We start from the raw sequence: 22343 nt of genomic DNA, 5'->3' as shown, positions 1-22343 counted from the left end.
ATGCGGTTCCTCAGACGGTGTGGGTGGGGTAGTCGGTGTAGCCGGCCGCTCCGCCGCCGTAGAAGGTCGCCGGGTCGGGGGTGTTCAGCGGCGCGCCGGCGCGGAGCCTCTCGACCAGGTCCGGGTTGGCGAGCGCGAGGGTGCCGACGGAGACGAGGTCGGCCGTTCCGTGGTCGATGTCCTTGGCGCGGGCGGGCAGGTCGGTGCCGCCCCGGTTGAGGATCAGTGTGGTCGGCCACAGCGTGCGCAGAGTGGCCAGCAGCTCCTCGTCGCCGACGTGTATCACGTGGAGATAGGCCAGTTCGAGGGGGCGCAGAGCGTCCAGGAGCGCCGGATACAGCTCGGCGGTGTCGGACTCGGTGATGTCGTTGTAGGGGTTGCCAGGGGAGATACGGATACCGGTGCGGGCGGCGCCGATCTCGTCCGCCACCGCGGCGGCGACCTCGACGGCGAAGCGGATGCGGCCCTCGATCGAGCCGCCGTAGCCATCGGTGCGCTGGTTGGTGTTGTCGGACAGGAACTGGTGCAGCAGGTAGCCGTTGGCGCCGTGGATCTCCACGCCGTCGGCGCCCGCCGCGACAGCGGCCGCTGCGGCGCGGCGGAAGTCGTCGACGGTCGCCGCGATCTCCTGCGTCGACAGAGCACGAGGGGTCGGCATCTCCTGGGGCCCGGACGCGGTGAACATCACGCCCGCTGGCCGGATTGCCGAAGGGGCGACCGGCGGGCGACCGTGGGGGGTGTTGTCGGGGTGGGCGATGCGTCCGGTGTGCATCAGCTGGATGACGATCCGGCCGTCGGCCGCGTGCACGGCGTCGGTGACCTTGCGCCACCCGGCGATCTGGTCGTCATTGTGGATGCCGGGGGTCAGGAGGTAGCCCTGGCCGTCGGCGGAGGGCTGGGTTCCCTCGGTGATGACGAGCGCATGCGAGGCCCGCTGGGCGTAGTACTCGGCGTTCAGCTCGGTGGGGACGCCTTCAGGTGTGGAGCGGTCACGGGTCATGGGGGCCATGACCAGGCGGTGCGACAGAGACATGCCGCCAAGAGTGGTCGGCGTCCACAGGGCGTTCAGCATGAGGGGTCCTTCGATATGGCGGTGACCGGCCGGTCACCGCAAAGGCAGCGAGTGGTCGTGGGGAGACGGTGGGCGGGCGTGCCCAGTCGACGGTCAGGACGAGCTTGCCCCGCACTGCCCGGCGTCGCTGACCTGCTGGGCCGTGGCCGCCTGGTCGAGTGGGTAGGCGGTGACGGTGGTGACAGTGGTGATGAGCTTGCCGGCTCTGGGAGCTTGCGACTCAAGCCGCTCACTGTGCGGGGAGTCAGCCGAAGAACTTTTCCAGTTCGGCTGCCAGGGCCTCCGGCTGCTCCTCCGCGATGAAGTGGCCGCTGTCCTCGATGCCGCTGTAGCGGATGTCGTCGGCCTTGGCTGCCATCATTGACCGCATGAAGTCGGCGCTCTGATGGGCGAGGGCCAAGACGGGCATCTCCAGTGGGGGATACGAATCGTTGTCGGCCACATCCTGGTGGAAGGTGTGGAATACGCCGAAGCCCGCGGTCAGCGCCTCGGGTGTGTCGTAGGCCTGGGCGTAGATGGCCCGGCTCTCCTCGCTGATCCGTTCCGGGTGGAGCGCGAGGTGTTCGGCCGACCAGTCGATCACGTGCCGGAACCGCCCCGCGAGAAGCTTGGCGGGCAGTCCCTCGGCCTGGCTCAACGGGTATATCCACAGGTTCAGATCACCGGGCCCGGGGAACGGCTTGGCGAAGTGCTGGAATACCTGCGAGAAGGGTGCGCCTTCCCACAGGGCGAGCTTCTTGGTGGCCTGCGGATAGTTGGCGGCGAAGCTGTAGGCGACCATCGCACCGATGTCAGCACCGGCAATGTTCACCTGCTCGTAACCCAGGCCGCGGACCAGTTCGTAGACGTCCTTCGCCATGGTCTTCTTGTCGTAGCCGCCCTCGGACTTGTCCGACTCTCCCTGACCGCGGTAGTCCACGGCGATGACGCGGAAGTGTTCGGCCAACGGGGTCATGATCTTATGGAGGCCGTGCCAGGTGCGCGGAAACCCGTCCATGAGAACCAGCGGCTCGCCTTCGCCGCCGATGACGTAGTGGAGCCGGGTGCCGTTCACGTCGGCATAACGGTCTTCGAATCCTTCAAGCATGTGTAGCTCCTACTCGGGCTGATCATTTCTGCCATGGGCGGATCAGCGTCGGCGGGGCGGGGGTGCACCTGCGGGGCCTACTGCTGGACGGGCAGTGGAAATAGGTGGAGCACCCGCACGCGGTGTCGCTGACCGGCGGAAACCGCGGGCGACGTCACGCAGTTGCTGCCGCTGCTGGACAAGGTCCCGGCTGTGGCCGGCGCTGTCGGCCGCCCCAGAATCACCCACCGCCACGTCCAACGCCCAGCTCCGTGAGATGACTTTGCTAGGACCTCTTGAGCCAGCGTTGCAGCGCCTCGGGCACGTTCGTCGGATGCGAGCTGAAGCTCAACCGGATGTCGGGCTGGAGGTCGATGAGCACGTTGACGATCCGTTCGAACAGGACGGTGTACTCCGGGACGTTCTTGATGCCGCCGCCGATGAGCACCACCCCGAACGAGCGCCCGTCGAACAGTCGGCGCAGCTCGGCCTCAGCTTCGTCGGGATCCAGGCTGACATAGCCCTCCTCGCCGTCGATACCTGCGGCCTGGAGCGCAGCCCAGCTGCGCTTCCTCATGGCTCGCAGGTCCTCGAGCGTCGCAACCCCCGGCGGAAAATCGTCCGGCGAAAGCGCATCAGCCGTGATGCCGAGGGTCAGCACGCGTTGATTGATCGGAGGCTTCACTTGAGAGTTCTTGTGGGACATGGGGTCGCTCCTCCAAGGCAATATGGCCCCCCTCTGATGGCACACCCATGGGGTCTCCTCAGTTCCGTGGGGAAGTCCAAGAGAAAATGTGGCTGGCCACATGATTAACGTAGCAGCAAACGCATGGCTAGCCAAGTATTTGCGGACGCGAGGGCGAAGGTGGCGACCTCGGCTCGCTTCGGGGCGCGCCGACCACTTGCGTGGCCGACCACGTCGACGGGGGCACCGAGCCCCGAGTCACGCCATGCCTGCTCTCCCATCAGCTCCGCCAGGCGCCGCTTCAATCGGCGGACCTGTGCCACGAGGCGGGCGTTGCGGGCCTGAGAGTTGGCGAGGTCGGTTGCAGCGACGCCAGACTGACCGGTGGGCCGGCTGAGGACGGTGGTCCGTGCGGCTCGCGTTCGGCGGCACGGATCAGCGCGAGCAGGTCACGGTGGCGGTAGAGGAAGGCGCGGTCGACCCCGGCCTGCCGGGCGATGCCGCTCACGCTGATCGCCGTGCCGATACAGGTGGCCTGCACGATGGCGGATTTCACACGCTGGCGGCGGCGCTCACTGCCGGCGCGGCGGCCGCCGGCCATAGCGGTGCTCATGCGGACCTCGTGGCGTGGATGTCGGGCAAGGGCCGGCCGATGCGGGGCATGCCGAGCATCACGCTCCGGCTGCGGCGTACGAGGGCGACGGCCCTCCCCGATCTGAGCCTGCTCCTCGGCCGTGAGGTCACCGAGATCAGCCTTGACCCGGTCAATCAGCCGGCGCACCCTGCGGATCTCCTCCTCGGAGGGCGTGGCCTCGCTGCGCGCCCAGTCGTCGGCGCCAAATGCCGACAGGAGCTTCTCCCGCCTGCGCAACAGGTCAGCCAAGTACGCCTGCAGGTCGGGCAGGTAGGAGACGTCGGTGCGGAAGTGGTCGCAGCCCACGCATCGGAACGGGATGGGACAGCTCTGTCCGCCGGCCGCGACGTTCGAGGGTTCCTGGCAGACGCCGTAGCGGACGCTGACTTCGCCGATCGCTCGCCGGACGTGCTCGGAGTCCAGCAACGACTGGGCCTTGCGCCAGACGCGGGTGCCATTACGGTCGAACTGCAGGGCGATCAGCCGGTCCACGTCCGCATGCCGTTGGGCGTAGCTGAAGGCGAGCGCCCATCTGACCGTCGTGCTCGACGGGCTGCGCGGCGCCGAACTCGCCCAGGGTGCCCCGGCCTGACGGTCGGCCGATGGCCGTCGGTGTCGGAGTCGGTATCGGTATCGGTATCGGTTCAGCGTGCGGCCGCCTCCGCCGAGCGGGCGTACTCGGTCGGCGTCTGGCCGTAGTGCTTCTTGAAGGCCCGGATGAAGTGGCTGCTGTCGGCGAACTGCCAGTGGGCGGCCAGTTCCGAGACGCTCCACCGGCCGGATGGCGCGGTGAGGGCGAGCCGGGCTTCTTCCAGCCGCCGGTGGCGGATATAGGTGGTCACCGACTCCCCCACCGCGGCGAACGCCCGCTGCAGGGTGCGCACGGAGACGTTGAGCTCGCGCGCCAGCATCGCCGGGGACAGCTCGGGATCCGGGAGGTGGCTGTTGGCGAGGTCCTTCGCGGCCCGGGCGAGCGCGGGAGCCAGCCGGGGTTCCACGTCGTCGAACCGGCCCTTCACCACCGCCTTGGCCAGCTCGATCAGGGTGCTGCGCACGGCCTGCACACCGGCCGGGCCGAGATCGGCCACGGTTGCGTGGACCATGTTCGAGTGGGCCGTCAGCATGCGCACCTCGGCCGAGTCCGCCGGCCCGGTAATGATCCGGTCCCCGAGCAGGGGTCTGAGCAACGCGGCAGGCAGAGCGAGCAGCTGCACCCTGGTATGCGGCGCCCTCTCGAAGGGTGACTGCCGCCCGAAGTGCCGGAGGAGGAACTGTCCGGCCGATACGGTGTGTTCGCCGCGATCGGGGAGGTCGCCCACCGTCCATGCGCCGCGCCGCACCACATGCATCTCCACCAGATCCTGATCACCGCCCGGCGGGTCCGCGGTCTTGGCGGCCGACGCACTGTGGGCATCAGCGATCATCACGTCACGTAACCGGGCGAAGCGCCCCTTGACCCGGAAGTCAGCAGTCGTGGACGGGCTGTAGGACGGCAGCGGGAAACCATCGCCGAGTTGTGTCTGCCATCGGCGACGGAAGGCGTCGAATCCTCCCGGTACGGCGCCCGGGACCGTGGAATCCAGGGAGAACACCCCGCGCGACCCGTCCGCCTCCGCTCCCGTGCTGTTCATCTCCGGTCGATCCACCTCGTGCTCGCTGGTGTTGCTGGACCTACTTCGCCAGGATCGTAACCCTGGCATCAGAGACGCCACGAAACGTGGGGCAGCTCGATCAACAATCCAGAACACCTACCGTTTCGGGTCAAGGGTCGCGGTGTCGAGCATCCCTGCGACTTCGGCGAGTGTCGCGGACGAGGCGCCTCTGAGGCAGACCTGGGCATCGACAGGGAATGACGCCTCGTCAGGACGCGCTGCCCAGCCCCGTCGGACCTCCGTGATCCAGGGCGAAGGCGTAGCGTGCCAGCGTCTACTGGACGGCGAGCCGCTCTGCTGGGTCGAGATCCACCTCTCCCTCCGGCGTTGTGTTGAGGTGGCTGCTTCCCCAGCCGAAAGCGGCAGTTGTCGTCATTGTCAAACCTCGCTCGTGCTCGTGCTCGTGCTCGGGTATCGGGTATCGGGTGGAAGATCGGGCGTGCACAGCGACAGCGGCTATCCGGCCGGCCAGCTCTCCGGCGTGCGCCGGGAGGGCAGAGGCCGTGACATGAGCGGCGGGCCGCCCTGCGACCGGCCGCTCCACCGTCACGACGCCGGACCGCTGCCGCCGACGAGGGTGATGTGCCGGCCGGTGATACGCGCGGTTCCGCCGACATCAGGAATGCGACCGTCTCGGGGATCTCCTGCGGCGCACCGAGCCGACCGCACGGGTCCGCTCGGTGCGCCGCAGCGAGCATCGCGGCCACCTCCACCTGGTCGCCAGACGCGCCCCAAGGTTGCCGCTTCGGCATTTCGATGGCCGCCGGTGCCCCGCGGACGGGCGCCGGACGCGTCGGTGAAACGGCTCGTTCCTAAGCGACCGTGAGCACGATCTTGCCTTGGATGTGTCCTCGGGCGGCGCGTTCGTGCGCTGCTCGGGCGTCCGCGAGCGCAAACGTGCTGTCGATCGCGACGCGGACCGTGCCCGCGTCGAGCAGGCGCCCCAGCTCGGCGAGTTGCGCGCCGCTCGAGCGGACCTGGGCACTGGAGACCGTGACGCCCAGCTTCGCGGTCTCTTCGTCGTCGAAGTCCCCGGGAAGTACGGGGAACTGGGCGCCGCCGCGCTTGAGCGTGCGCAGGAAGCGCCTGCTGTCGGGCCCTCCGACGGTGTCGAGAACGAGGTCGACGTCGTGCACGAGTTCCTCGGGACGACTCTTGGTGTAGTCGATGAACTCGTCGGCGCCGAGCTCGCTCAGGAACCATTCATGGGCGCCCGATGCCACCGCGATGACACGCGCACCCTTCCACTTCGCCAACTGCAGTGCGAAGTGCCCCACGCCGCCCGCGGCGCCGTTGATGAGCACCGTCGTGTCGGCGTCGAGTGCCGTCGGGCGATGCCGTGCCGCCTGGAAGGGCGAGGGATGATCGTGTCCGAGGTCGATCAGGAACTGCCACGCCGTCAGCCCGGCCATGGGTGCCCCAGCGGCGTGCACGTGGTCGATGCCGACCGGCTTGTGTGCGAGGTCCGAGGCGGGCGCGGCCACGTACTCGGCGTATCCGCTGCCGTGGAAGCTGGGAAAACGCAGAAGACCGAAGACTTCGTCACCTACGGCGAGACGGTCCACGTCCGCGGCGACGGCCTCGACGACGCCCGACACGTCCGTTCCCGGAATCACCGGCAGGCTGACCGTCGATTCCGTCTCCCCGGGCATTCTGGTCAGCCCGTCGCGCAGGTACCAGTCCGGAGGATTGACGCCGACCGCGTGCACGCGAACGAGCACCTCACCCGGTCCCGGCTCGGGAACCGGCACCTCGTCGTAACGCAGCACCTCAGGGCCGCCGTGCTCATGGAGCCGGATCGCCCTCATCGTGTGTGTCGGCATCGTTTTCTCCTGCCCGCGCCGCGGGATAGCCTTATTCGGATCAGCGCTCCACATAAGTGGATCGCTGATCCGAATATATGGACCACTGATCCGGATAGTCAAGAGGGACCGATGCGGGCCGACGCCAGGAAGAACCGCGACCACCTGCTCGCAGTAGCGGGCACCGCCATCACCGAGCAGGGCGTCGACGTGTCACTGCGCGACATCGCGCGCAGGGCCGACGTCGGACTCGCGACGCTGCTGCGTCACTTCCCGACGCGCGAGGCGCTGCTCGATGCCCTGCTCCGCACGAGCTTCGACGAACTGACGGCACAGGCAGCCGATTTCGAGACGTCAAGTTCACCGGAAGACGCTCTCGTTTCGTGGCTCCGCGACTGCGTCGGGTGGACAACCGAGTATCGGGGCGTGACCGTGCTGATGGCAGCCGCCATCGAGGACACCGAGTCCGCACTCCACGCTTCGTGCGTCACCCTGCGTGCGGCCGGTGCACGGCTCCTCGCCCGTGCCCAGGCCGCGGGCGCGGCGCGCACCGATATCGATGGCACCGATCTGTTCGCGCTGATAGCGGCGCTCGCCTGGCTCGGCGATCAACCCTCGCTCGCGCCACGCGCCGATCACCTCTTCGACGTTGTGGCGAGCGCGATCCTTACGAGCGCAGGGAGCAGCCATGCCGAGGGGGAACGCCGCCCTCAGATCCGTAGCTGACATGGCCACACGCCGACCAGCGGACTCGGCCGCGCGCTCGGCAGGGACGGGTTCGACGCAGATCCTTCGCGATCACCGCGGTTTTCTCACCCTGCGTGACCCGCTCACCGGCCTCGTACCGGATCCACTCCAGATCAACTCGTACCGGATCCGCTCCAGATCAATAGGCACTCAAGGGTCAGCCGATGGGTCGAAGCACTCGCACTGTTATGTGCATGCGGTCGCGGAAGCCGAGGTGCTCGTACAACCTGCGCGCCCGCGAGTTGTCCCAGGTGACGAGGAGGAACGGCCGCCGCCCACTCGCGACGATGTCGCGCACGAGCGAGCGGGTGATCGCCCCGCCCAGGCCGCGACCGGTATACCCGGCGTCTGTGCACACGGCGCTGATCTCCGCCCATTCACCCGGGTGCATACGCTCGCCGGCCATGCAGACGAGCTCACCCTCCTTCCACAACCCGCGGTAGCCGCCCAGTTTGACCGTCTCACGCTCGAACGGGCCGGGATGGGTGCGCTCGGCGAGAGCCACCATGGCGTCGACATCGGCAGAGCCGAGCGGTGTGAACGCCGGGTAACCGGCCTCCGGGCGTGAGCCGAGCGCAGCCGCCGACGGGCTCCACACCATCTGGAAGCCGGACAGCACCTGCAGCTCCTGCCAGCCGGGCGGGGTCTGCGAGCAGACGACGGCCACCGTGTCGCTTCCGGTCGCCTCGGCGAGCTCGTCCCACGCGGCCGGATCCCGCTCGTCCGCGACCGCGGCGAACGGAGAGACCGAGGACCGGTACCGCCGAGCCTTCTCACCGCCTACGGCATGGACGGCATCGGCTCCGGTGAGCGAGAACCAGACAGGATTGTCGAGCTCGGCCGCACGCTCGGATCGGTGGCGCTCGGCCATTCGTACCTCTCTCTGGAGATCGGAGTTCGATACTCGAGCGGCGGGGACTGGAAACGGGGCGACAGCCACCGTTTCCAGTCCCCGACCCTACTCAGATGACGGCCATGCCCGCGTCGACGTTGAGGACGGTGCCGGTGACGTAGCGCGCTGCGGCGGACGCCAGATACAGGACGGCGTGTGAGGTGTCGTCGCGTTCAACGGAGGTCGCCGACAAGGCAGTTGCGTAGGACGCCTGCTCCTTGGAGCTCAGCTCGTCGAGCCCGAGCCCCCGGCCGTCACCCATCCCGGTGCCCCGCACCGCCCCGGGAGCCACCGCGTTCACCCGGATGTTGTGCGGGCCCCACTCGATCGCCAGCGCCTTGGCCAGGCCCACGACGCCGTGCTTGGACGCGGTGTACGCCGACATACTCGCTCCCGCCACCAGGCCCGACACCGAACTGATGAGAATCACCGAGCCGCCGTCGTCGGCGGTCAGGTGCGGTTGAGCGGCGAGGCAGGTATTGCGGACGCCGAGCACGTTGACATCCAGGATCACCCGCCAGACCTCCAAACTCTGCTCCTCGAACCGGCCGCCGGCGACGACGCCCGCGTTCGCCACCACGACGTCCAGGCCCCCGAGTTCGCGTACGCCGCGGTCGACCGCCTCCTTGACCGCCGCGAAGTCGCGGACGTCCACCTTCGCCGTCACGATGCTGCGGCCCCGGTCCCGCACGAGCTTCTCGGTCGTCGCGAGATCCTCCTCGGTCGCCATGGGGTAGGCCAGTTCGCTGATCGGCGCGCAGATGTCGAGGGCGATGATGTCCGCGCCCTCTTCCGCGAGCCGCACCGCGTGATTGCGTCCCTGCCCACGTGCCGCTCCCGTAACGAGCACAACCTGCCCGGACATCCTGTTCATAGTGGATCCTTTCGCATGACGCGTAGCGCGCGTTGAAGTACAGGGAGACAGCGCCGACTACCCGCGCGCCGAAGCCCTCGACAGCTTGCGAGGACGCCCAGAGGACGATCCGTCCGGCATCCACTGAACCAGCGGCTGACCCGCGCGGCCATGCGCCGTTGACCGAGCCGTATACGCGTTTGTGCGACAAAGGGGACTCAGCGTGGAGCCGTCAGGCCGGAACCGCTTCGACCGTGCACACGTCACCGAAGACGGCGACAGTCGAGGCACCGGCCCAACCGTGGGCCAGTGCGGCATCGGCCGATTCGACCAGGTTGCGAGCCTCCTGACTGAGCATCCGGCCGGCCTCGGTCAGCTCGGCTCCATGCGGGGCCCGGCTGAACAATGCCGTCCCGACCGCGTCCTCCAGGGACCGGATCGCCCGCGACAGCGCGGGGTGTGTCACGCCCAGATGTTCGGCCGCCTTCGTGAACGTACCTTCGTCGGCAACCGCGAGCAGATAGCACAGATGCTTGAGTCTGGGTGCGCTTTTGGTCACGTTGTTGCCTTCGCGGTTGCGGCTGCGGCTGCGGCTGCGCTGATCATCCTCATCCGCGGTCGGGGTGGCGTTCTCGTCGGAGCGGGCGCTTCACCGATCAAGTAGTCGTCGACGTCGACGGCCAACACGACCTGGACCTGCTCGTCCACCGACACCAGCCGCGACGGCTTCCGCCAGTTGCTCGCCCGGACACGTGACCGAAGACGGTAAAGACATCAGTCGGACTTCTCGATGATGCCGGCCACCAGCTCGGCCACCTCCTCTGGGCGGGTCCGGGTGAAGTAGTGGCCGCCGCCGTCGATCTCGTGCAGCCTCGGCCGCTCGACGAACAGCTCCCACTCACGGTAGCCGTCCTGGTAGGCAGGGGTCAGCGGATCGTCGGTCGCCATCACCACAGTGCACGGCGTGGTCAATTGCCGTCGGTTCCCCGACTCCCGCCCGGCGAGCAGGAATTCGTTGGCGAGCAGCGCGTCGTGCCGGAACGTCCGGGTCACCAGATCCTCGAAGTCACCACCGAGACCGTCCAGTTCAGTGGTGCCGGTCCACTCGGCGAGGTACTGCCGGACGTCGGCGAAGGTGAGCGATTCGGTGTCGCGCAGCGTCTCCCTGATGTGCTGGGCCGGCTGGAACAGCATGGCCGCGAGGAAAAGATGCCGCACCTCGCGACCGCGCTCGGTGAGCAGCCGCGTGATCTCGATCGCCAACGGCGAGCCGTTGCAGTGACCCCACAGCACGACCGGTCCGGTCACCGTGCGTTCGATCTCCGCAGTGATCAATTCCACGGTGTCCGCGAAGCTCCGCAGGTCATCCTTGGTGGATCCTGGCGCATGACCGGGAAGTTCCGCGGCGACCACCATCAGCCGGTCGTTCCGCCGTACGAGGGCATCCGCGACCGGCTTGAAGTGCACGGCGTTGCCACCCGCGTAGGGCAGGCACACGACGGTGGCCACCGGATCCGCGATCTCGGCCGTGAAGCGGATCAGCACATCCCTGTTTCCCGGGGGCGCACCGGCAGCCCGCTCCGCTGCGTCGACCAGCTCCGTCAATCGGGAGCACCGCATCACGTCCCTCAGGCTGACCAGGTCGTCGAGCAGGAGCGCCACTCGCATGGCCGCGAGCGAGCTGCCGCCGATCTCGAAGAAGTCGTCGCCGAGTCCGATCTCCCGGGCCGGGATATCGAGCACCTCGGCCCAGGCCGCATGCACTCGCCTGCCGACCGCGGTCAGCTCAGCCGCGGACAGCTCACCCGGCGCCGATTCGACCGCCGCCGGTCGCGGCGGGACAGCCTCCTTGCCATGGACGACCCCGTCACCCGCCGAGCCGGCCCGTGCCGGTGTGCTGTTGGTGTCCGGCGACACCGTGTGCCCAGTGGGCGCTGTGGGCACGGTGGACTCGCGGGCGGAGACCAGCGCGCTCACCTCAGTCGCGGTCGAGTGCACGTACAGCTCACGCAGCGACACCGCGGGCAGTCCGGCCCTGCGCAGCGCACCGGACAGCCGTACCGCGAGCAACGAGTTGCCACCGGAGGAGAAGAAGTCGTCGTGCGGGCCGACGTGCTCGCCCAGAACCTCCCGCCACACCCGCAGTACCGGGTCGTCCGTGAGGTCCTTGGCGTGGGTGACCGGGGTGGCATGAGTGACCGGGGTGGTGGCATGGGTGACCGGGGTCCCGGCGGCCGCCTTCAGTCTGCTCACGTCGACTTTCCCGTTGACGGTCAGCGGCAGTTCGGGGAGCAGGGTGATGGTGGCAGGGAGCATGTGGTCGGGCAGATATCGCGCCGCCCGCCACCGGATGTCCTCCGCGGACACGGCGTGGTGCTTCGGCACCAGGTAGGCGTCCAGGCGGACGTCGGCCGCGTCGGCCGCGTCGTCGGTGTCGCCGGCCAGGACGACCACCGCCGCGGTCACGTTCTCGTCCTCCAGCAGGACCGAGCGGATCTCGTCGAGTTCGATGCGGAATCCGCGTACCTTGACCTGACCGTCGATCCGCCCGAGGTGGTCCAGCCGTCCGTCCGGCCGCAGTCTGCCCAGGTCTCCGCTGCGGTAGACCCGTTCTCCGGTGACAGGATCGCGTACGAACCGGTCGGCGGTCAGCTCCTCCCGGTTCAGGTAGTGGGCGGCCACTCCCGCACCGCCGACGTGGATTTCGCCGGGCACGCCGAACGGCTGGACCCGTCCCGCGGCATCCCGCACGGACACCGACCAGCCGGGCAGCGCCTGGCCGACCGAACGCGTACGGGTGCCGACGTCCTGCGGCGTGAGGGTCTGGCTGGTGACATGCACCGTGGTTTCGGTGATGCCGAACATGTTGACCACGCGGCATCGGGTGTGCGGGTGCCGGCGGAACCAGTCCTGCAGGATCCGCACGTCCAACGGCTCGCCGCCGAAGATGACCAGACGCACCGCAAGGTCGGCGGAGCGCCGCAGGTCGGCCTCCTTGAGCGCGGAGAACGCGGACGGGGTCTGGTTCAAGACGGTGACCCCGTGTCGTACCAACAGGTCGTGTAAGTCCTCCGGGTCGCGAGTGGTGAAGTACGGCACCACGATCAGGTGTCCGCCGGACAACAGCGCGCCCCAGATCTCCCAGACGGAGAAGTCGAAGGCGCTGGAGTGGAACAGGGTCCAGGTGTCCCACGGGCCGAGCTTCAGATCCGCGGTGGTCGCGGCGAGCAGCGCGCCGACGTTGCGGTGCGGCACCGCGACACCCTTGGGGCGCCCGGTCGAGCCGGACGTGTAGATCACGTAGGCGATGTCGTCCGGGCCGACGTCCGCGTCCGCGGTCGGTGAACCGTCCGCCGGGGACAGCTCGGTGGGGTGCAGCACCGTCACCCCGTCCACGGTGGGGAACTCCCCCGAGGTGGAGATCACCATCCGGATCCCGGCGTCGGCCACCGTGTAGGCAAGCCGTTCCGCCGGATACGCGGCATCCATGGGGACGTAGGCGGCGCCCGCTTTGACCACGCCGAGCAGGGCGATCACCAGGTCGGCGTCGCGGCCGAGGCACACGCCCACCCGGTCTCCAGGCACCACCCCGCGGCCGCGCAGCGCACCGGCGACCGCGTCGGACAGGGCGTCCAGTTCGGCATAGCTCACTGAGCGGTCCGCATCGGTCAGCGCGGGGGCGTCCGGCTGTGCGGCCGCCACCACCCGGAACAGTTCGTGGATGGGCGCGGCCGAACCGTCCGTCCTGGCCGGGGTGCGCCCCGCAGCCAGGATGCCGACGGCCTCGTCGGCGTCCACCAGCTCGATGTCGCCGACACGGCCGTGTACCGGCGTTCGTCCCAGCGCCTCCACCACGCGGCAGACATGTCCGGCGAACTGTCTGGCGATCACCGGGTCCAGCACGCCCTCGTCGTAGTGCAGGACGCCGCTCAGGGTGCCGTCCGTGCTGTGCTCCCACGCCAGCGTGACCGGAAAGACCGGAGCGAGGGCGGGCCGATACACGTCGTCGGCGCGACCCGCGGTCACCAGTACCCCGATCACGGGCGCTCCGGACGGCCCTTCGCCGCCCGGAGCGGCGGTGACCGCGGCAGCGACTGCGGCGGCGGCGTCGAGCAGTTCGGCGGCCGACACCGAGTCGTCGACCGGAAGCATGACGGACCGTTCCGTGGTCGCAACTTCCGGACCCTCGGTGACCAGGGCGAACTCGGCCTGCTCTGCCGCGCCGTAGCGGGTCAGTACGGTCGCTGTCGCCGCCACGAGCAGCGCTACCGCGTCAGGTGCGACCGCGGTGGTGGTCAATGCGACCGTGCCCGTCCGGCCGGCCCTGGATGACTCCCCCAGGCCCCATGGCAGGGCGGACCGGGGATCCTGTCCCTCCGTGTCAGCCCTCGGTTCGGACAGCGGCGCCGCGGGGTCGGGCAGCACGACCGGACGTGACGGGTCGAACAACGCGGTGGCCAACTGGTCGAGGGCGCGCCGGTCCACGAACCGGCGACGCGCCACCAGCACCAGGTCGGCCGCGCCGTCGGCGTAGCGGAGCACGACGGCCCGCGCGACGACCGGGGCGCCGCCCACTTGGCGGCATGCCTCCCGTGTGCGGCGGGTGTCCGCGACCACGTCGTCCGACCTCGCGTGCAGCGCTTCGTCGAACACCTGGATGTCACGGAGCACGGAGTGATGCTCGGCCAGGGTTTCCAGGTTCGCTCGTACGGCCATCGGGTCGATCCCCGTCGGCAGCCGCCTGATCAGGCTGTGGCAGGCACGGGCCGGATCCGCGGTGTATGTGTTTCCGGCGAAGAACCGGCCGCTCGCGCGATCGTTTCCGGAGATTTCCCGAACCGCTTCGCTGGAGATGGACATCACTGACTCCATTGTCGTGTGGCGCAGGCATGTCTGGTGGCGTGGAGGGGGAGCGAAGAGGGAGCTGATCAGCGGGCGGAGTAACCGGCATCCACTGTGATCACCGTTCCGGTGACCTTTCGGGAGTCGTCACCGGCGAGCCAGACCGCGGCACCGGCGACATCGGCCGGGTCGACGAGTGACTTCGTCGGCACCGACTCCAGGTCGACGGCTACCTGCTCCTCGAAGCTGATGCCGAGTGCGTCGGCGACCACCGCGGTCATGTGACCGTCGACCGCAGGATCGTCACGCACCGGCCCAGGGCACAGTGCGTTGACGCGGATGTTCAGCGGCGCGTAGTCGAGCGCGGCCGACTTGGTCAGGCCGATCAACCCGTGCTTGGAAGCCACGTACCCGGCGAAGTAGCGGTACCCGACGAGGCCGGCCGTCGACGCGACGTTGATGATGCTGCCCGACTGCTGGGCGACCATGACCGGTGCGACCGCCGTGATCACACGCCACGGCCCGGAGAGGTTCACATCCAGTACGACGCGCCACTCGTCCTCGGTGAAGTCATGTGTGGCCTTGCCCGCCGGTGCCCCGATCCCCGCATTGTTGATCAGAACGTCGATCCGCCCGAACCGGTCCACGGCGGCCGTGACGGCCGACTTCACGACGGACGGCGAACGCACATCCGCCGCGGCGAGGAGCACGGACGCGCCGTTCTTGCGGCACAACTCCGCGGTCTGTTCCAACTGCTCCGCGGTACCGAGTGAGTAGGGGATATCCGGCTGGTCGTCGGCTATGTCGGTCAGGACGACGTCCGCGCCCTCCTCGGCGACTCGCACGGCGCAGGCACGGCCGATGCCCCTGGCCGCTCCAGTGATCAGGACCGTTTTGCCTTGCAGTCCCATCGATGAACCTTTCGACCTGGGTACTCAGCGTGCAGCGATCGTCGTGGAGATCAATTCGAGCAACGGATGGACGTTGTTGGCCAGATACATGTGTTCGCCGCGCATCTCGACAAATGAGAACTCCGCGGTGGTCACTTCCTGCCAATGGCTCACGTCTTCGCGGGAAACGAATGCGTCGTCGTCAGCGAATACGGCGGTCACCGGCACGTCGAGCGGGACAGCACTCCGTGGAACATAACTCTCGTCCATCTCGAAATCCGCACGGAGTGCTGGCATCAACAGCTCGCGCACTTCGAGGATATCGAATGCGGCGTGCCGATACCCGGTCGTCTTCTCGACGTATGCAAGGAATTCCTCGTCGGTCAGTCCGGCCACGTCGCTGACCCGGCTCGAAGAAGGCGGACGCGCCGCGCTGATGAACAGGCGCACAACCTCGACGTTTCCGGTCTCGGTGATTCGCCTGGTGAGTTCGTAGGCGAGTGCGGCACCGAGGAAGCAGTGTCCGAACAGCGCGATCGGACCGCTGCCTGCCGCTTCCAGCGCCTCAGGGAGCAGTCCATCCGCCGCGGCGTGCAGGTCCCGGTAGGGTTCCTCATCCAGCCGCCGCTCGCGACCGGGCAGCTGCAGCGGTTTCGCCACCACTCCGTTCAGACCGAGCTTGTTCCACGGATGAAAGAAACTCGCACCGCCTCCGGCGAACGGCAGGCAGAGCAGCGGAATTTCTTTGTGCTCGGGACTCAAGACAGCAACAACTCCTCGACAGCGTAGGGAAGTACGCACCCGAAGTCCGCGCAGCCGAGAAATCCGACCGGAGCGGGTCGGCCGGGCGGCCGGGCGGGCCGACTCGGCACGCGCAATTGCCTGCTCTGCGGCCTCTCAGCGACGATCACGACAACTCACTGAATCATCGCGTGGATCCCGGCGGCCATACGTCTTGAGCCCAAGTCCATACGCGTCTGTGCCGCGCCCTACCCCTGGGTCCGCGCCCGCGTCCTTCGCCAACGGCCACGCACCGCCTCCGTCCCCTCCGTCCTCGTCGGGCCGTTCCTGAGATCGGCGTTCCGCAGCCCGAGGTGGCGCAGGGCGGGCAGGTAGCTGGGGTTGTTGCGGGCGTATCGATTGCCAGACCTCCACGGCCTGACCCAAGAGTGGATCGACGAGCTTGGTGAATCCGTACCGCTCTTGTGGACGGGAACGCGGGTTACCGGTCAAGCCGCGTAGCCAAGCCACAAACTCTCCACCAGGGCGGGCCAGAGCAATGTTGTCCTTGCCCAAGATGCAGGCCGCTTCGATGCCCACTGATGCGAGCGTAGGCAGATCGAGCGACTCGGTCCCATAGGCGATCGGCTGTTGGCACACCGGGCGCCAGTACAACCGCGTTGTAGTACACAACCTTGCGCACGGTTCCCTGGCCCAGTTCGTGTGCGGCGGCCGGCACCGGGTAGCCGGCCCAGCTATGGGCTACCAACACAGCGCTGTCGACTGCGCTCTCTCGGACGGCGGCGACGACGCTGTCAACGGCGTCACTGAGGTGCGCGCTGCGGGCGTCGCTGCCGTACGTCATGTGTGGCAGTTGGGGGATGACGACGCCATGCTCCTGTTGAAGCAGCGCGGGCGGCCGCGCGTCACAAAGCCGGTCCCAACGGCTCCTCGTAAGCCACGCCCGTCCGCTCAGCCGGTGGTAGCTCGGTACCCGCAGCCAGTGAACGAATCCGGCCTGTCATAGCAGGCGAAGCGGGCGAATGAGGCGAGACCCTGCAGAGGCCGCGACGGTCTGGCTACTGACGTTTTCGGCCTGGGCTGACGGTGATCTCGCTGGTGGGTGTAGTGCGGTTTCGAAGCTGCCGCGTTATCCGCGCAAGGGATGACACCGCCGGAGGTTGCACGCTACGGCAGGGCATGCAGGAGGGCATGGTTGGCCTTGAAGATGCGCTCTCCGGCCAGACGGAGGGTGAAGTTGCGCAGTGGTGTGGGGAGATTGCGGGCCTTGTCCCGGCGATGATTCTGCTTCAGCACCCAGGCGACCCGCTCGGCACGGCGGGCCTGGAAGGCCGCGAGCGCCGCCGTGACGTCAGGCATGGTCATGAGCGTGTCGGCGAGTACGAGGGCGTCCTCGAGGGCCATCGCGCCGCCCTGGGCCATGCTCGGGGAGAAGGCGTGCGCGGCATCGCCGATGAGGACGGCGCGCGGGCGCGTCCAGACGGTGTTCTCGCTCTCGTGCAGCGCGGCAAAGTACGCGTCCGCGCCCTGCTCCAGTAATTGGGGGACTGGACCGCCGAAGTCGGTGAAGAGCGCGCGCCAGTCGCCGGCCGGAGCTGCGGGGACGGGGCTGTTGATGTCGGCGTAGCAGTAGACGCGGCCGGCACCGAGTTGCACGGTCAGGAACGTACGGCCCTTGGGGCCCAGCCGGCCCGTCCAGTCGGTGATACCCGGTATCGCGGTGTCATTGGCGATGAACCGCCAGCACAACTGACCCAGGAAGCGCGGTTCGGGGCCGCCGAAGAGGGAGTGCCGCACGGCGGAGTTGATGCCGTCCGCGCCTACCACCAGGTCGTAGGCGGCGGTGGCGCCGTCCGCGAAGGTCACGGTCCCGTCGTCGGCCACCGCGGTCACCTCGGTGTGGTAGCGGATGACAGTGCCGCCGACGGCCGTGCACAGCACCTCGTGCAGATCGTCACGGGTGATCGCCAGGCAGGGTCCGACCCCGCCCCAGATCCGTCCCACCTCGAACTCCGCGAGCAGCCGCCCGCGGTGGTCGTGCAGCCGCTGCCGCGCCACGGGCTCCGCCCGTTTGGCCACCTCGGCCCCCACCCCGATGCCCTGGAGCGCCCGCACGGCGTTCGCCGAGAGGTAGAGGCCGGTGCCGAGGGCCCGTCCGTCGTCGGCGCGGCGCTCGACGACGTCCACCAAAAATCCGCGGTCCAGCAGCGCCTTGGCCAGCGCCAAACCGGAGATTCCTGCCCCGACGATCAAAACACGAAGCTTGTCCACAAGGGGTTCCTTACAAGTAACGGGAAACGCGACGGCGCAACCGAGCCGCCCAGCACCCGGCTCGCGACAAGCGTCCCAAGCAGTCTCCGAAACTGCTCAAGCGCCGTACCCGGGCTGCCGACGCATACCGTTCATCCCACGGTGGCCTCAAAGAGCGAGTGTGAACTCACGCCGACCCATGGCGTCCACCTCACCATCGGCCGCGGCTGTAAAGCCATATGCGAGCGGCACTGGTTCATACGAGGTTGTGCATGCGCGAGGTTGTGCATGCGGGTGCGCGCCTACGTCATGGGACCGATGGCGGCGAGTACAGCACCACCTCGCTCACCGGCACGAACCCCAGCCGACTGTAGACAGGCAGCCCCTGGCTACTGGCCTGCAGCGTGCAGACGGACATCCCGTGTTCCCGTCCGATCGCCATTGCAGCTGCAGTGAGCGCCGCACCGATGCCTCGTTCGCGGTAGGCGGGATCCGTGCCAATCCAATAAAGACCGGCTACGCCGTTGCTGACGAGCACCGCCGACGTGGCCACCGCGCGTCCGTCGATTCGCCCCACCAGCCGGATGAGGAGACCGAGGTCAGTGCGTAGACCGGCTTCGGCGTCGATGACCGCATCCCGCAGGTCGGGGCCTATGCCGAATGACGACGCGTAGGCGTCGACGTAGTCCGCCAGGCACTCGGAGGTATCGACACGCTCGACGGTGAGTCCAGCCGGGAGAGGTGGCTCGGGCACCTTGTCGAGCCGGGCGGCCATGATCGGCATGCTGCCGATTCGGGCGTACCCCCGTCCCTCCAGCACTTGTGCCACGCCGGGGTCGCTGTCCGGTCCTATCCACCAGCGCCACGGCAAGCCGCTCAACTGCTTCTCTGCCTCGGCGACCGCGTCCTCCCCAGGGCATTCGCGCGCCCTCAGTACGCCGTTGAGCAATCTGTGCGGGAGGCCACTGCGGTAAAGGGCCCGGTCGGCGTCGAGTCCGCTCGAACTGCCCCAGGCAAGCCAATGAGCTCGGAGGTTGGCCATCTGCGGAAGGAGCGCATGGACGGACGTAGCGACCGGTTCGGCAGATTTCATGCCGGGATTGTATTCTGCGGCGATCTTCCGCCATGGGGTCGCAGTTCCTGGCACTGGGGTTCCGAGATCTTGTGTGAAAGGGGTTACGGCTGCGGACCAAGCCCGCTAACTTCCCGGAACTGAAGCAGCCAGAGCTCCAACAGAGCCCATAGGCCTCTGTTTTGACGGCGTGACGGCGCGCGCCGGTACTCCCCCCATGGCAGGCCCTCCGCGACCTGCCGCCACCCCCACCTTCTCCCGGAGAACTCTGTGCGCACGAGACTGCTCGGACACAGACGTGTCCGTACGCTGCTCACGGCCGTGGCGTGTGCCATGGGCCTGGCGCTCCCACTGAGCCCCGCCGCCGCGGCCCCCACCGTTGCCCGACCTCCCCGGCGGCAAAGCTCGTGCCGCGGCGGTCGAGGACTTCCAACAGGTCACCCTTGCCAAGGGCGTGGCCGAGACGGGCGGACCCATGACCCTGGCGGTCCTGCCGGACCGCTCGGTGCTGCACACTTCGCGGGATGGCACGGTGCGCCGCACCGACGCGGCCGGCACCACCACCGTGGCGGGTGCGCTCGGCGTCTACAGCCACGACGAGGAGGGCCTCCAGGGCGTCGCGGTCGATCCCGGCTTCTCCTCCAACCGTTTCGTCTACCTCTACTACGCCCCCAGGCTGAACACGCCGGGCGGCGATGCCCCGACCGACGGGTCGGAGTCCGACTTCGCCCCGTTCGACGGGGTCAACCGGCTGTCTCGCTTCGTCCTGAAGACCGACAACACCCTGGACCTTGCCAGCGAGAAGACGATCCTGGACGTTCCCGCGTCCCGCGGCTTGTGCTGCCACGTCGGCGGCGACATCGACTTCGACGCCGCGGGAAACCTGTATCTGTCGACCGGCGACGACACCAACCCCTTCGCCTCCGACGGCTACACACCGATCGACGAACGTGCGTCGCGCAACCCCGCGTACGACGCCCAGCGTTCCTCCGGCAACACCAACGACCTGCGCGGCAAGATCCTGCGCATCAAGGTCGACGCCGACGGCTCGTACACGATCCCGTCCGGGAACCTCTTCCCGTCCGGCACCGCGAAGACCCGGCCCGAGATCTACGCGATGGGCTTCCGCAACTCGTTCCGGATAAGTGTCGACAAGGCCACGGGCATCGTCTACGTGGGTGACTACGGCCCCGACGCGGGCACTGCCAGCGCCTCCCGCGGCCCCGGCGGACAGGTCGAGTTCAACCGGATCACCAAGGCCGGCAACTTCGGCTGGCCGTACTGCACCGGCGACAACGACGCCTACGTCGACTTCGACTTCACGACCGGCGCCTCGGGCGCGGCCTTCAACTGCACGGCACCGAGGAACACCTCGCCGCGCAACACCGGCCTCACCGACCTTCCGCTACCACCGCCGTCCGCTCAGCGAGAGCGACGGAAACCACCGTCAACTGGCCTACGACCGCATGTAATTCAACCCCGACGGCACGATCCGGCGCATCGCGATGCAGGTGAAGGACAACTTCGCCGACGGCAATGCCCTGGGCTGGAAGACGTACGGCGGGACATGGTCGGTCCGCGACGGGCGATACCGGGTGGGCCGCGACCTGGGAGGCAAGGCCCTCCTTGACACCAACTTCGCGGACTTCACGTACGACGCCGACGTCACGGTGACCTTGGGCGGCGGGGACGCCGGGCTTACGTTCCGGGTGAGCACTGGGGACCGCCCAGACATCCGTCACACCGGGCTCGACGCACCGGATCCGCGTCACCGCCGTCGGCTCGTCGATCAAGGTGTTCGTCGACGACATGACGACCCCCAAGATCTCCGTCACCGATGACACCTACCGCAGCGGCGCGAACGGCCTCCGGGTCTTCGACTCCGCCGCCTCCTTCGACAACGTGGCCATCGGGCCCGCCCGGTGACGTACTGGGCTCGTGGTCCGGAGCGATAGTGGGCCGGCGGGCTCGGGCAACGCTGGACGGGACGTGGAGGTGGAGGTGGGGGTCGGGAAAACGCGTCCGTTGCCCGCCGTGCGAGCCGGCGTTCGGTTACGGGCACCTGCTCAAGCGGTCGTTACTCGCTGGGTGGCGGTGCCCCGCGGGAGCGGTCGCCGGAGTGTGGGCCGTAGCGGATGACGCGGGTCGGGACAGTGATGCGGCGGGAGGCGGGCGGTTCGCCATCCCGGTGACTCAGGCGGTCGATCAGCAGGCGTGCGGCCTGCCGGCCGATCTCGTCGGCGTCGTACGAGACAAGTGTCAGTGGGAGGCCGAGGATGTCGGAGAGCTCGAAGTCGTCGAAGCCTGCCAGGGGAAGTGTGATCCCAGCTTTGTAGAGGGCTCGGATCGCGCCTTGGCTGATGCGGTTGTTCGTGCAGAACAGCGCTGTAGGGGCCTCGGGCCGGTTGAGGAGTTCGAGGGCCGCTCGCTCGGCCGTTGCGGCGTCGACGAGGCCTTGGCAGATGAGGGCGTTGTCGGGCTCGAGGCCGGCCTCCTCGTGTGCCGCCCAGAACCCACGCAGCCGTTCAGCCCCCGTATACAGAGCCGGCGGGTTGCCGAGGAAGGCGATGCGGGTGTGCCCTTCGGCAAGCAGGCACGCGGTGGCCTCGCGGGCACCGTGAAAGTCCTCGACCAGCACGCAGTCGGTGTCGAGTCCAGCCGGCGGCCGTGCGGCGAGGACGACGGGGACATGGCGCATGGCGCTGGCCAAGTGCTGCTGCCGGCTTCCGGCGGGGACGACGATCAACCCTTCGACCTGGTGATCGATGAGGCCGTCGATCAGGCCGGGCTCCCGCTCCACTTGTTCGGCCGTGTTGCTGAGCATCATCCGCAAGCCGTGTTCGGTGGCGACTTCCTGGACTCCGAGCGCGAGACGCGAGTAGAACGGGTTGGCGAGGTTGGTGACGACAAGACCGATCATCCCAGTGCCGCCGAGCCGCAGGCTGCGCGCGGTCTCGTTGCGGCGGTAGCCAAGCCGGTCCACCGCGGCGAAGACGCGTTCGCGCGTGGCTTCGGACACGCCGGGATCGTTCTTGAGTACCCGTGAGACGGTCATGGCACTGACCTGCGCGAGTCTCCCGACGTCATGCATGGTCGGCCCGCCGCCTCGGCGACCAGTCATGCTCCTTCTCCTTCCTCTGCCTGC

General features: G+C 68.3%; 17 protein-coding genes and 2 pseudogenes. 3 read left to right on the top strand and 16 right to left on the bottom strand.

Annotation, left to right across the window (positions count from 1 at the left end; genetic code table 11):
- Positions 1 to 10: 10 nt before the first annotated feature.
- Both G5C60_RS21250 and G5C60_RS21240 read right to left on the bottom strand, forming a co-directional pair.
- Positions 11 to 1072, bottom strand: coding sequence for an alkene reductase (locus G5C60_RS21250; protein ID WP_165261612.1), 1062 nt, complete (start codon positions 1070 to 1072; stop codon positions 11 to 13).
- A gap of 244 nt (positions 1073 to 1316) precedes the next feature.
- Complete coding sequence (locus tag G5C60_RS21240; RefSeq protein WP_165261610.1) at positions 1317 to 2159, bottom strand: alpha/beta fold hydrolase; 843 nt, start codon at positions 2157 to 2159, stop codon at positions 1317 to 1319.
- Positions 2160 to 2272: 113 nt separating this feature from the next.
- Between G5C60_RS21240 and G5C60_RS21235 the strand changes: the two are divergent.
- Positions 2273 to 2378 (top strand): annotated as a pseudogene (locus G5C60_RS21235) (IS5/IS1182 family transposase); the annotation flags it as partial.
- 46 nt (positions 2379 to 2424) lie between these two features.
- Here G5C60_RS21235 and G5C60_RS21230 read toward each other — a convergent pair.
- The 4 genes from G5C60_RS21230 to G5C60_RS21210 form a co-directional block, all read right to left on the bottom strand.
- Entirely contained in the window at positions 2425 to 2844 is a 420-nt protein-coding gene (locus G5C60_RS21230; RefSeq protein ID WP_165261608.1) for a thioredoxin domain-containing protein, read from the bottom strand.
- Positions 2845 to 3124: 280 nt separating this feature from the next.
- A complete protein-coding gene (locus G5C60_RS51195) occupies positions 3125 to 3949 on the bottom strand; it encodes a hypothetical protein (RefSeq protein ID WP_206439799.1) in 825 nt (274 codons plus the stop codon).
- Between the two features lie 152 nt (positions 3950 to 4101).
- Positions 4102 to 5088 (bottom strand): helix-turn-helix domain-containing protein, encoded by a 987-nt coding sequence (locus G5C60_RS51190; protein WP_241266954.1) that lies wholly within the window; start codon positions 5086 to 5088, stop codon positions 4102 to 4104.
- Positions 5089 to 5921: 833 nt separating this feature from the next.
- Positions 5922 to 6932 (bottom strand): NADP-dependent oxidoreductase, encoded by a 1011-nt coding sequence (locus G5C60_RS21210; protein WP_206439798.1) that lies wholly within the window; start codon positions 6930 to 6932, stop codon positions 5922 to 5924.
- 111 nt (positions 6933 to 7043) lie between these two features.
- Here G5C60_RS21210 and G5C60_RS21205 point away from each other — a divergent pair, with 111 nt between their 5' ends.
- On the top strand, positions 7044 to 7637 hold the full coding sequence (locus G5C60_RS21205) for a TetR/AcrR family transcriptional regulator (protein ID WP_165261604.1): 594 nt from the start codon (positions 7044 to 7046) through the stop codon (positions 7635 to 7637).
- A 178-nt stretch (positions 7638 to 7815) separates the two neighbouring features.
- Here the strand turns inward: G5C60_RS21205 and G5C60_RS21200 are convergent, their stop codons facing one another.
- The 9 genes from G5C60_RS21200 to G5C60_RS21160 form a co-directional block, all read right to left on the bottom strand.
- Positions 7816 to 8529 (bottom strand): GNAT family N-acetyltransferase, encoded by a 714-nt coding sequence (locus tag G5C60_RS21200; protein ID WP_165261602.1) that lies wholly within the window; start codon positions 8527 to 8529, stop codon positions 7816 to 7818.
- Positions 8530 to 8620: 91 nt separating this feature from the next.
- A complete protein-coding gene (locus G5C60_RS21195) occupies positions 8621 to 9424 on the bottom strand; it encodes a mycofactocin-coupled SDR family oxidoreductase (RefSeq protein ID WP_165261600.1) in 804 nt (267 codons plus the stop codon).
- A gap of 211 nt (positions 9425 to 9635) precedes the next feature.
- Positions 9636 to 9962, bottom strand: coding sequence for a LysR family transcriptional regulator (locus G5C60_RS21190; protein ID WP_165261598.1), 327 nt, complete (start codon positions 9960 to 9962; stop codon positions 9636 to 9638).
- 215 nt (positions 9963 to 10177) lie between these two features.
- Complete coding sequence (locus G5C60_RS21185) at positions 10178 to 14263, bottom strand: amino acid adenylation domain-containing protein (RefSeq protein WP_165261596.1); 4086 nt, start codon at positions 14261 to 14263, stop codon at positions 10178 to 10180.
- Positions 14264 to 14331: 68 nt separating this feature from the next.
- Positions 14332 to 15156 carry an SDR family oxidoreductase gene (locus tag G5C60_RS21180; RefSeq protein WP_165261594.1) on the bottom strand — a complete coding sequence of 275 codons (825 nt, stop codon included), beginning with the start codon at positions 15154 to 15156 and terminating at the stop codon, positions 14332 to 14334.
- Positions 15157 to 15180: 24 nt separating this feature from the next.
- A complete protein-coding gene (locus G5C60_RS21175; protein ID WP_241266953.1) occupies positions 15181 to 15897 on the bottom strand; it encodes a thioesterase II family protein in 717 nt (238 codons plus the stop codon).
- Between the two features lie 460 nt (positions 15898 to 16357).
- On the bottom strand, positions 16358 to 16831 hold the full coding sequence (locus G5C60_RS54210; protein ID WP_420907396.1) for an alpha/beta fold hydrolase: 474 nt from the start codon (positions 16829 to 16831) through the stop codon (positions 16358 to 16360).
- 212 nt (positions 16832 to 17043) lie between these two features.
- Complete coding sequence (locus G5C60_RS21165) at positions 17044 to 18147, bottom strand: FAD-dependent monooxygenase (protein WP_165261592.1); 1104 nt, start codon at positions 18145 to 18147, stop codon at positions 17044 to 17046.
- Positions 18148 to 18433: 286 nt separating this feature from the next.
- Positions 18434 to 19219 carry a GNAT family N-acetyltransferase gene (locus G5C60_RS21160; protein WP_165261590.1) on the bottom strand — a complete coding sequence of 262 codons (786 nt, stop codon included), beginning with the start codon at positions 19217 to 19219 and terminating at the stop codon, positions 18434 to 18436.
- Between the two features lie 312 nt (positions 19220 to 19531).
- Between G5C60_RS21160 and G5C60_RS21155 the strand changes: the two are divergent.
- A pseudogene (locus tag G5C60_RS21155) lies at positions 19532 to 20618 on the top strand (PQQ-dependent sugar dehydrogenase); the annotation flags it as partial.
- 657 nt (positions 20619 to 21275) lie between these two features.
- Here the strand turns inward: G5C60_RS21155 and G5C60_RS21145 are convergent.
- Entirely contained in the window at positions 21276 to 22319 is a 1044-nt protein-coding gene (locus G5C60_RS21145) for a LacI family DNA-binding transcriptional regulator (RefSeq protein ID WP_165261588.1), read from the bottom strand.
- Between the last annotated feature and the right edge of the window lie 24 nt (positions 22320 to 22343).

Source organism: Streptomyces scabichelini, from assembly GCF_011045015.1.
Lineage (GTDB): Bacteria > Actinomycetota > Actinomycetes > Streptomycetales > Streptomycetaceae > Streptomyces > Streptomyces scabichelini.
Note: the sequence above shows the minus strand (reverse complement) of the source record. Positions and strands in the feature narration are given on the sequence as shown.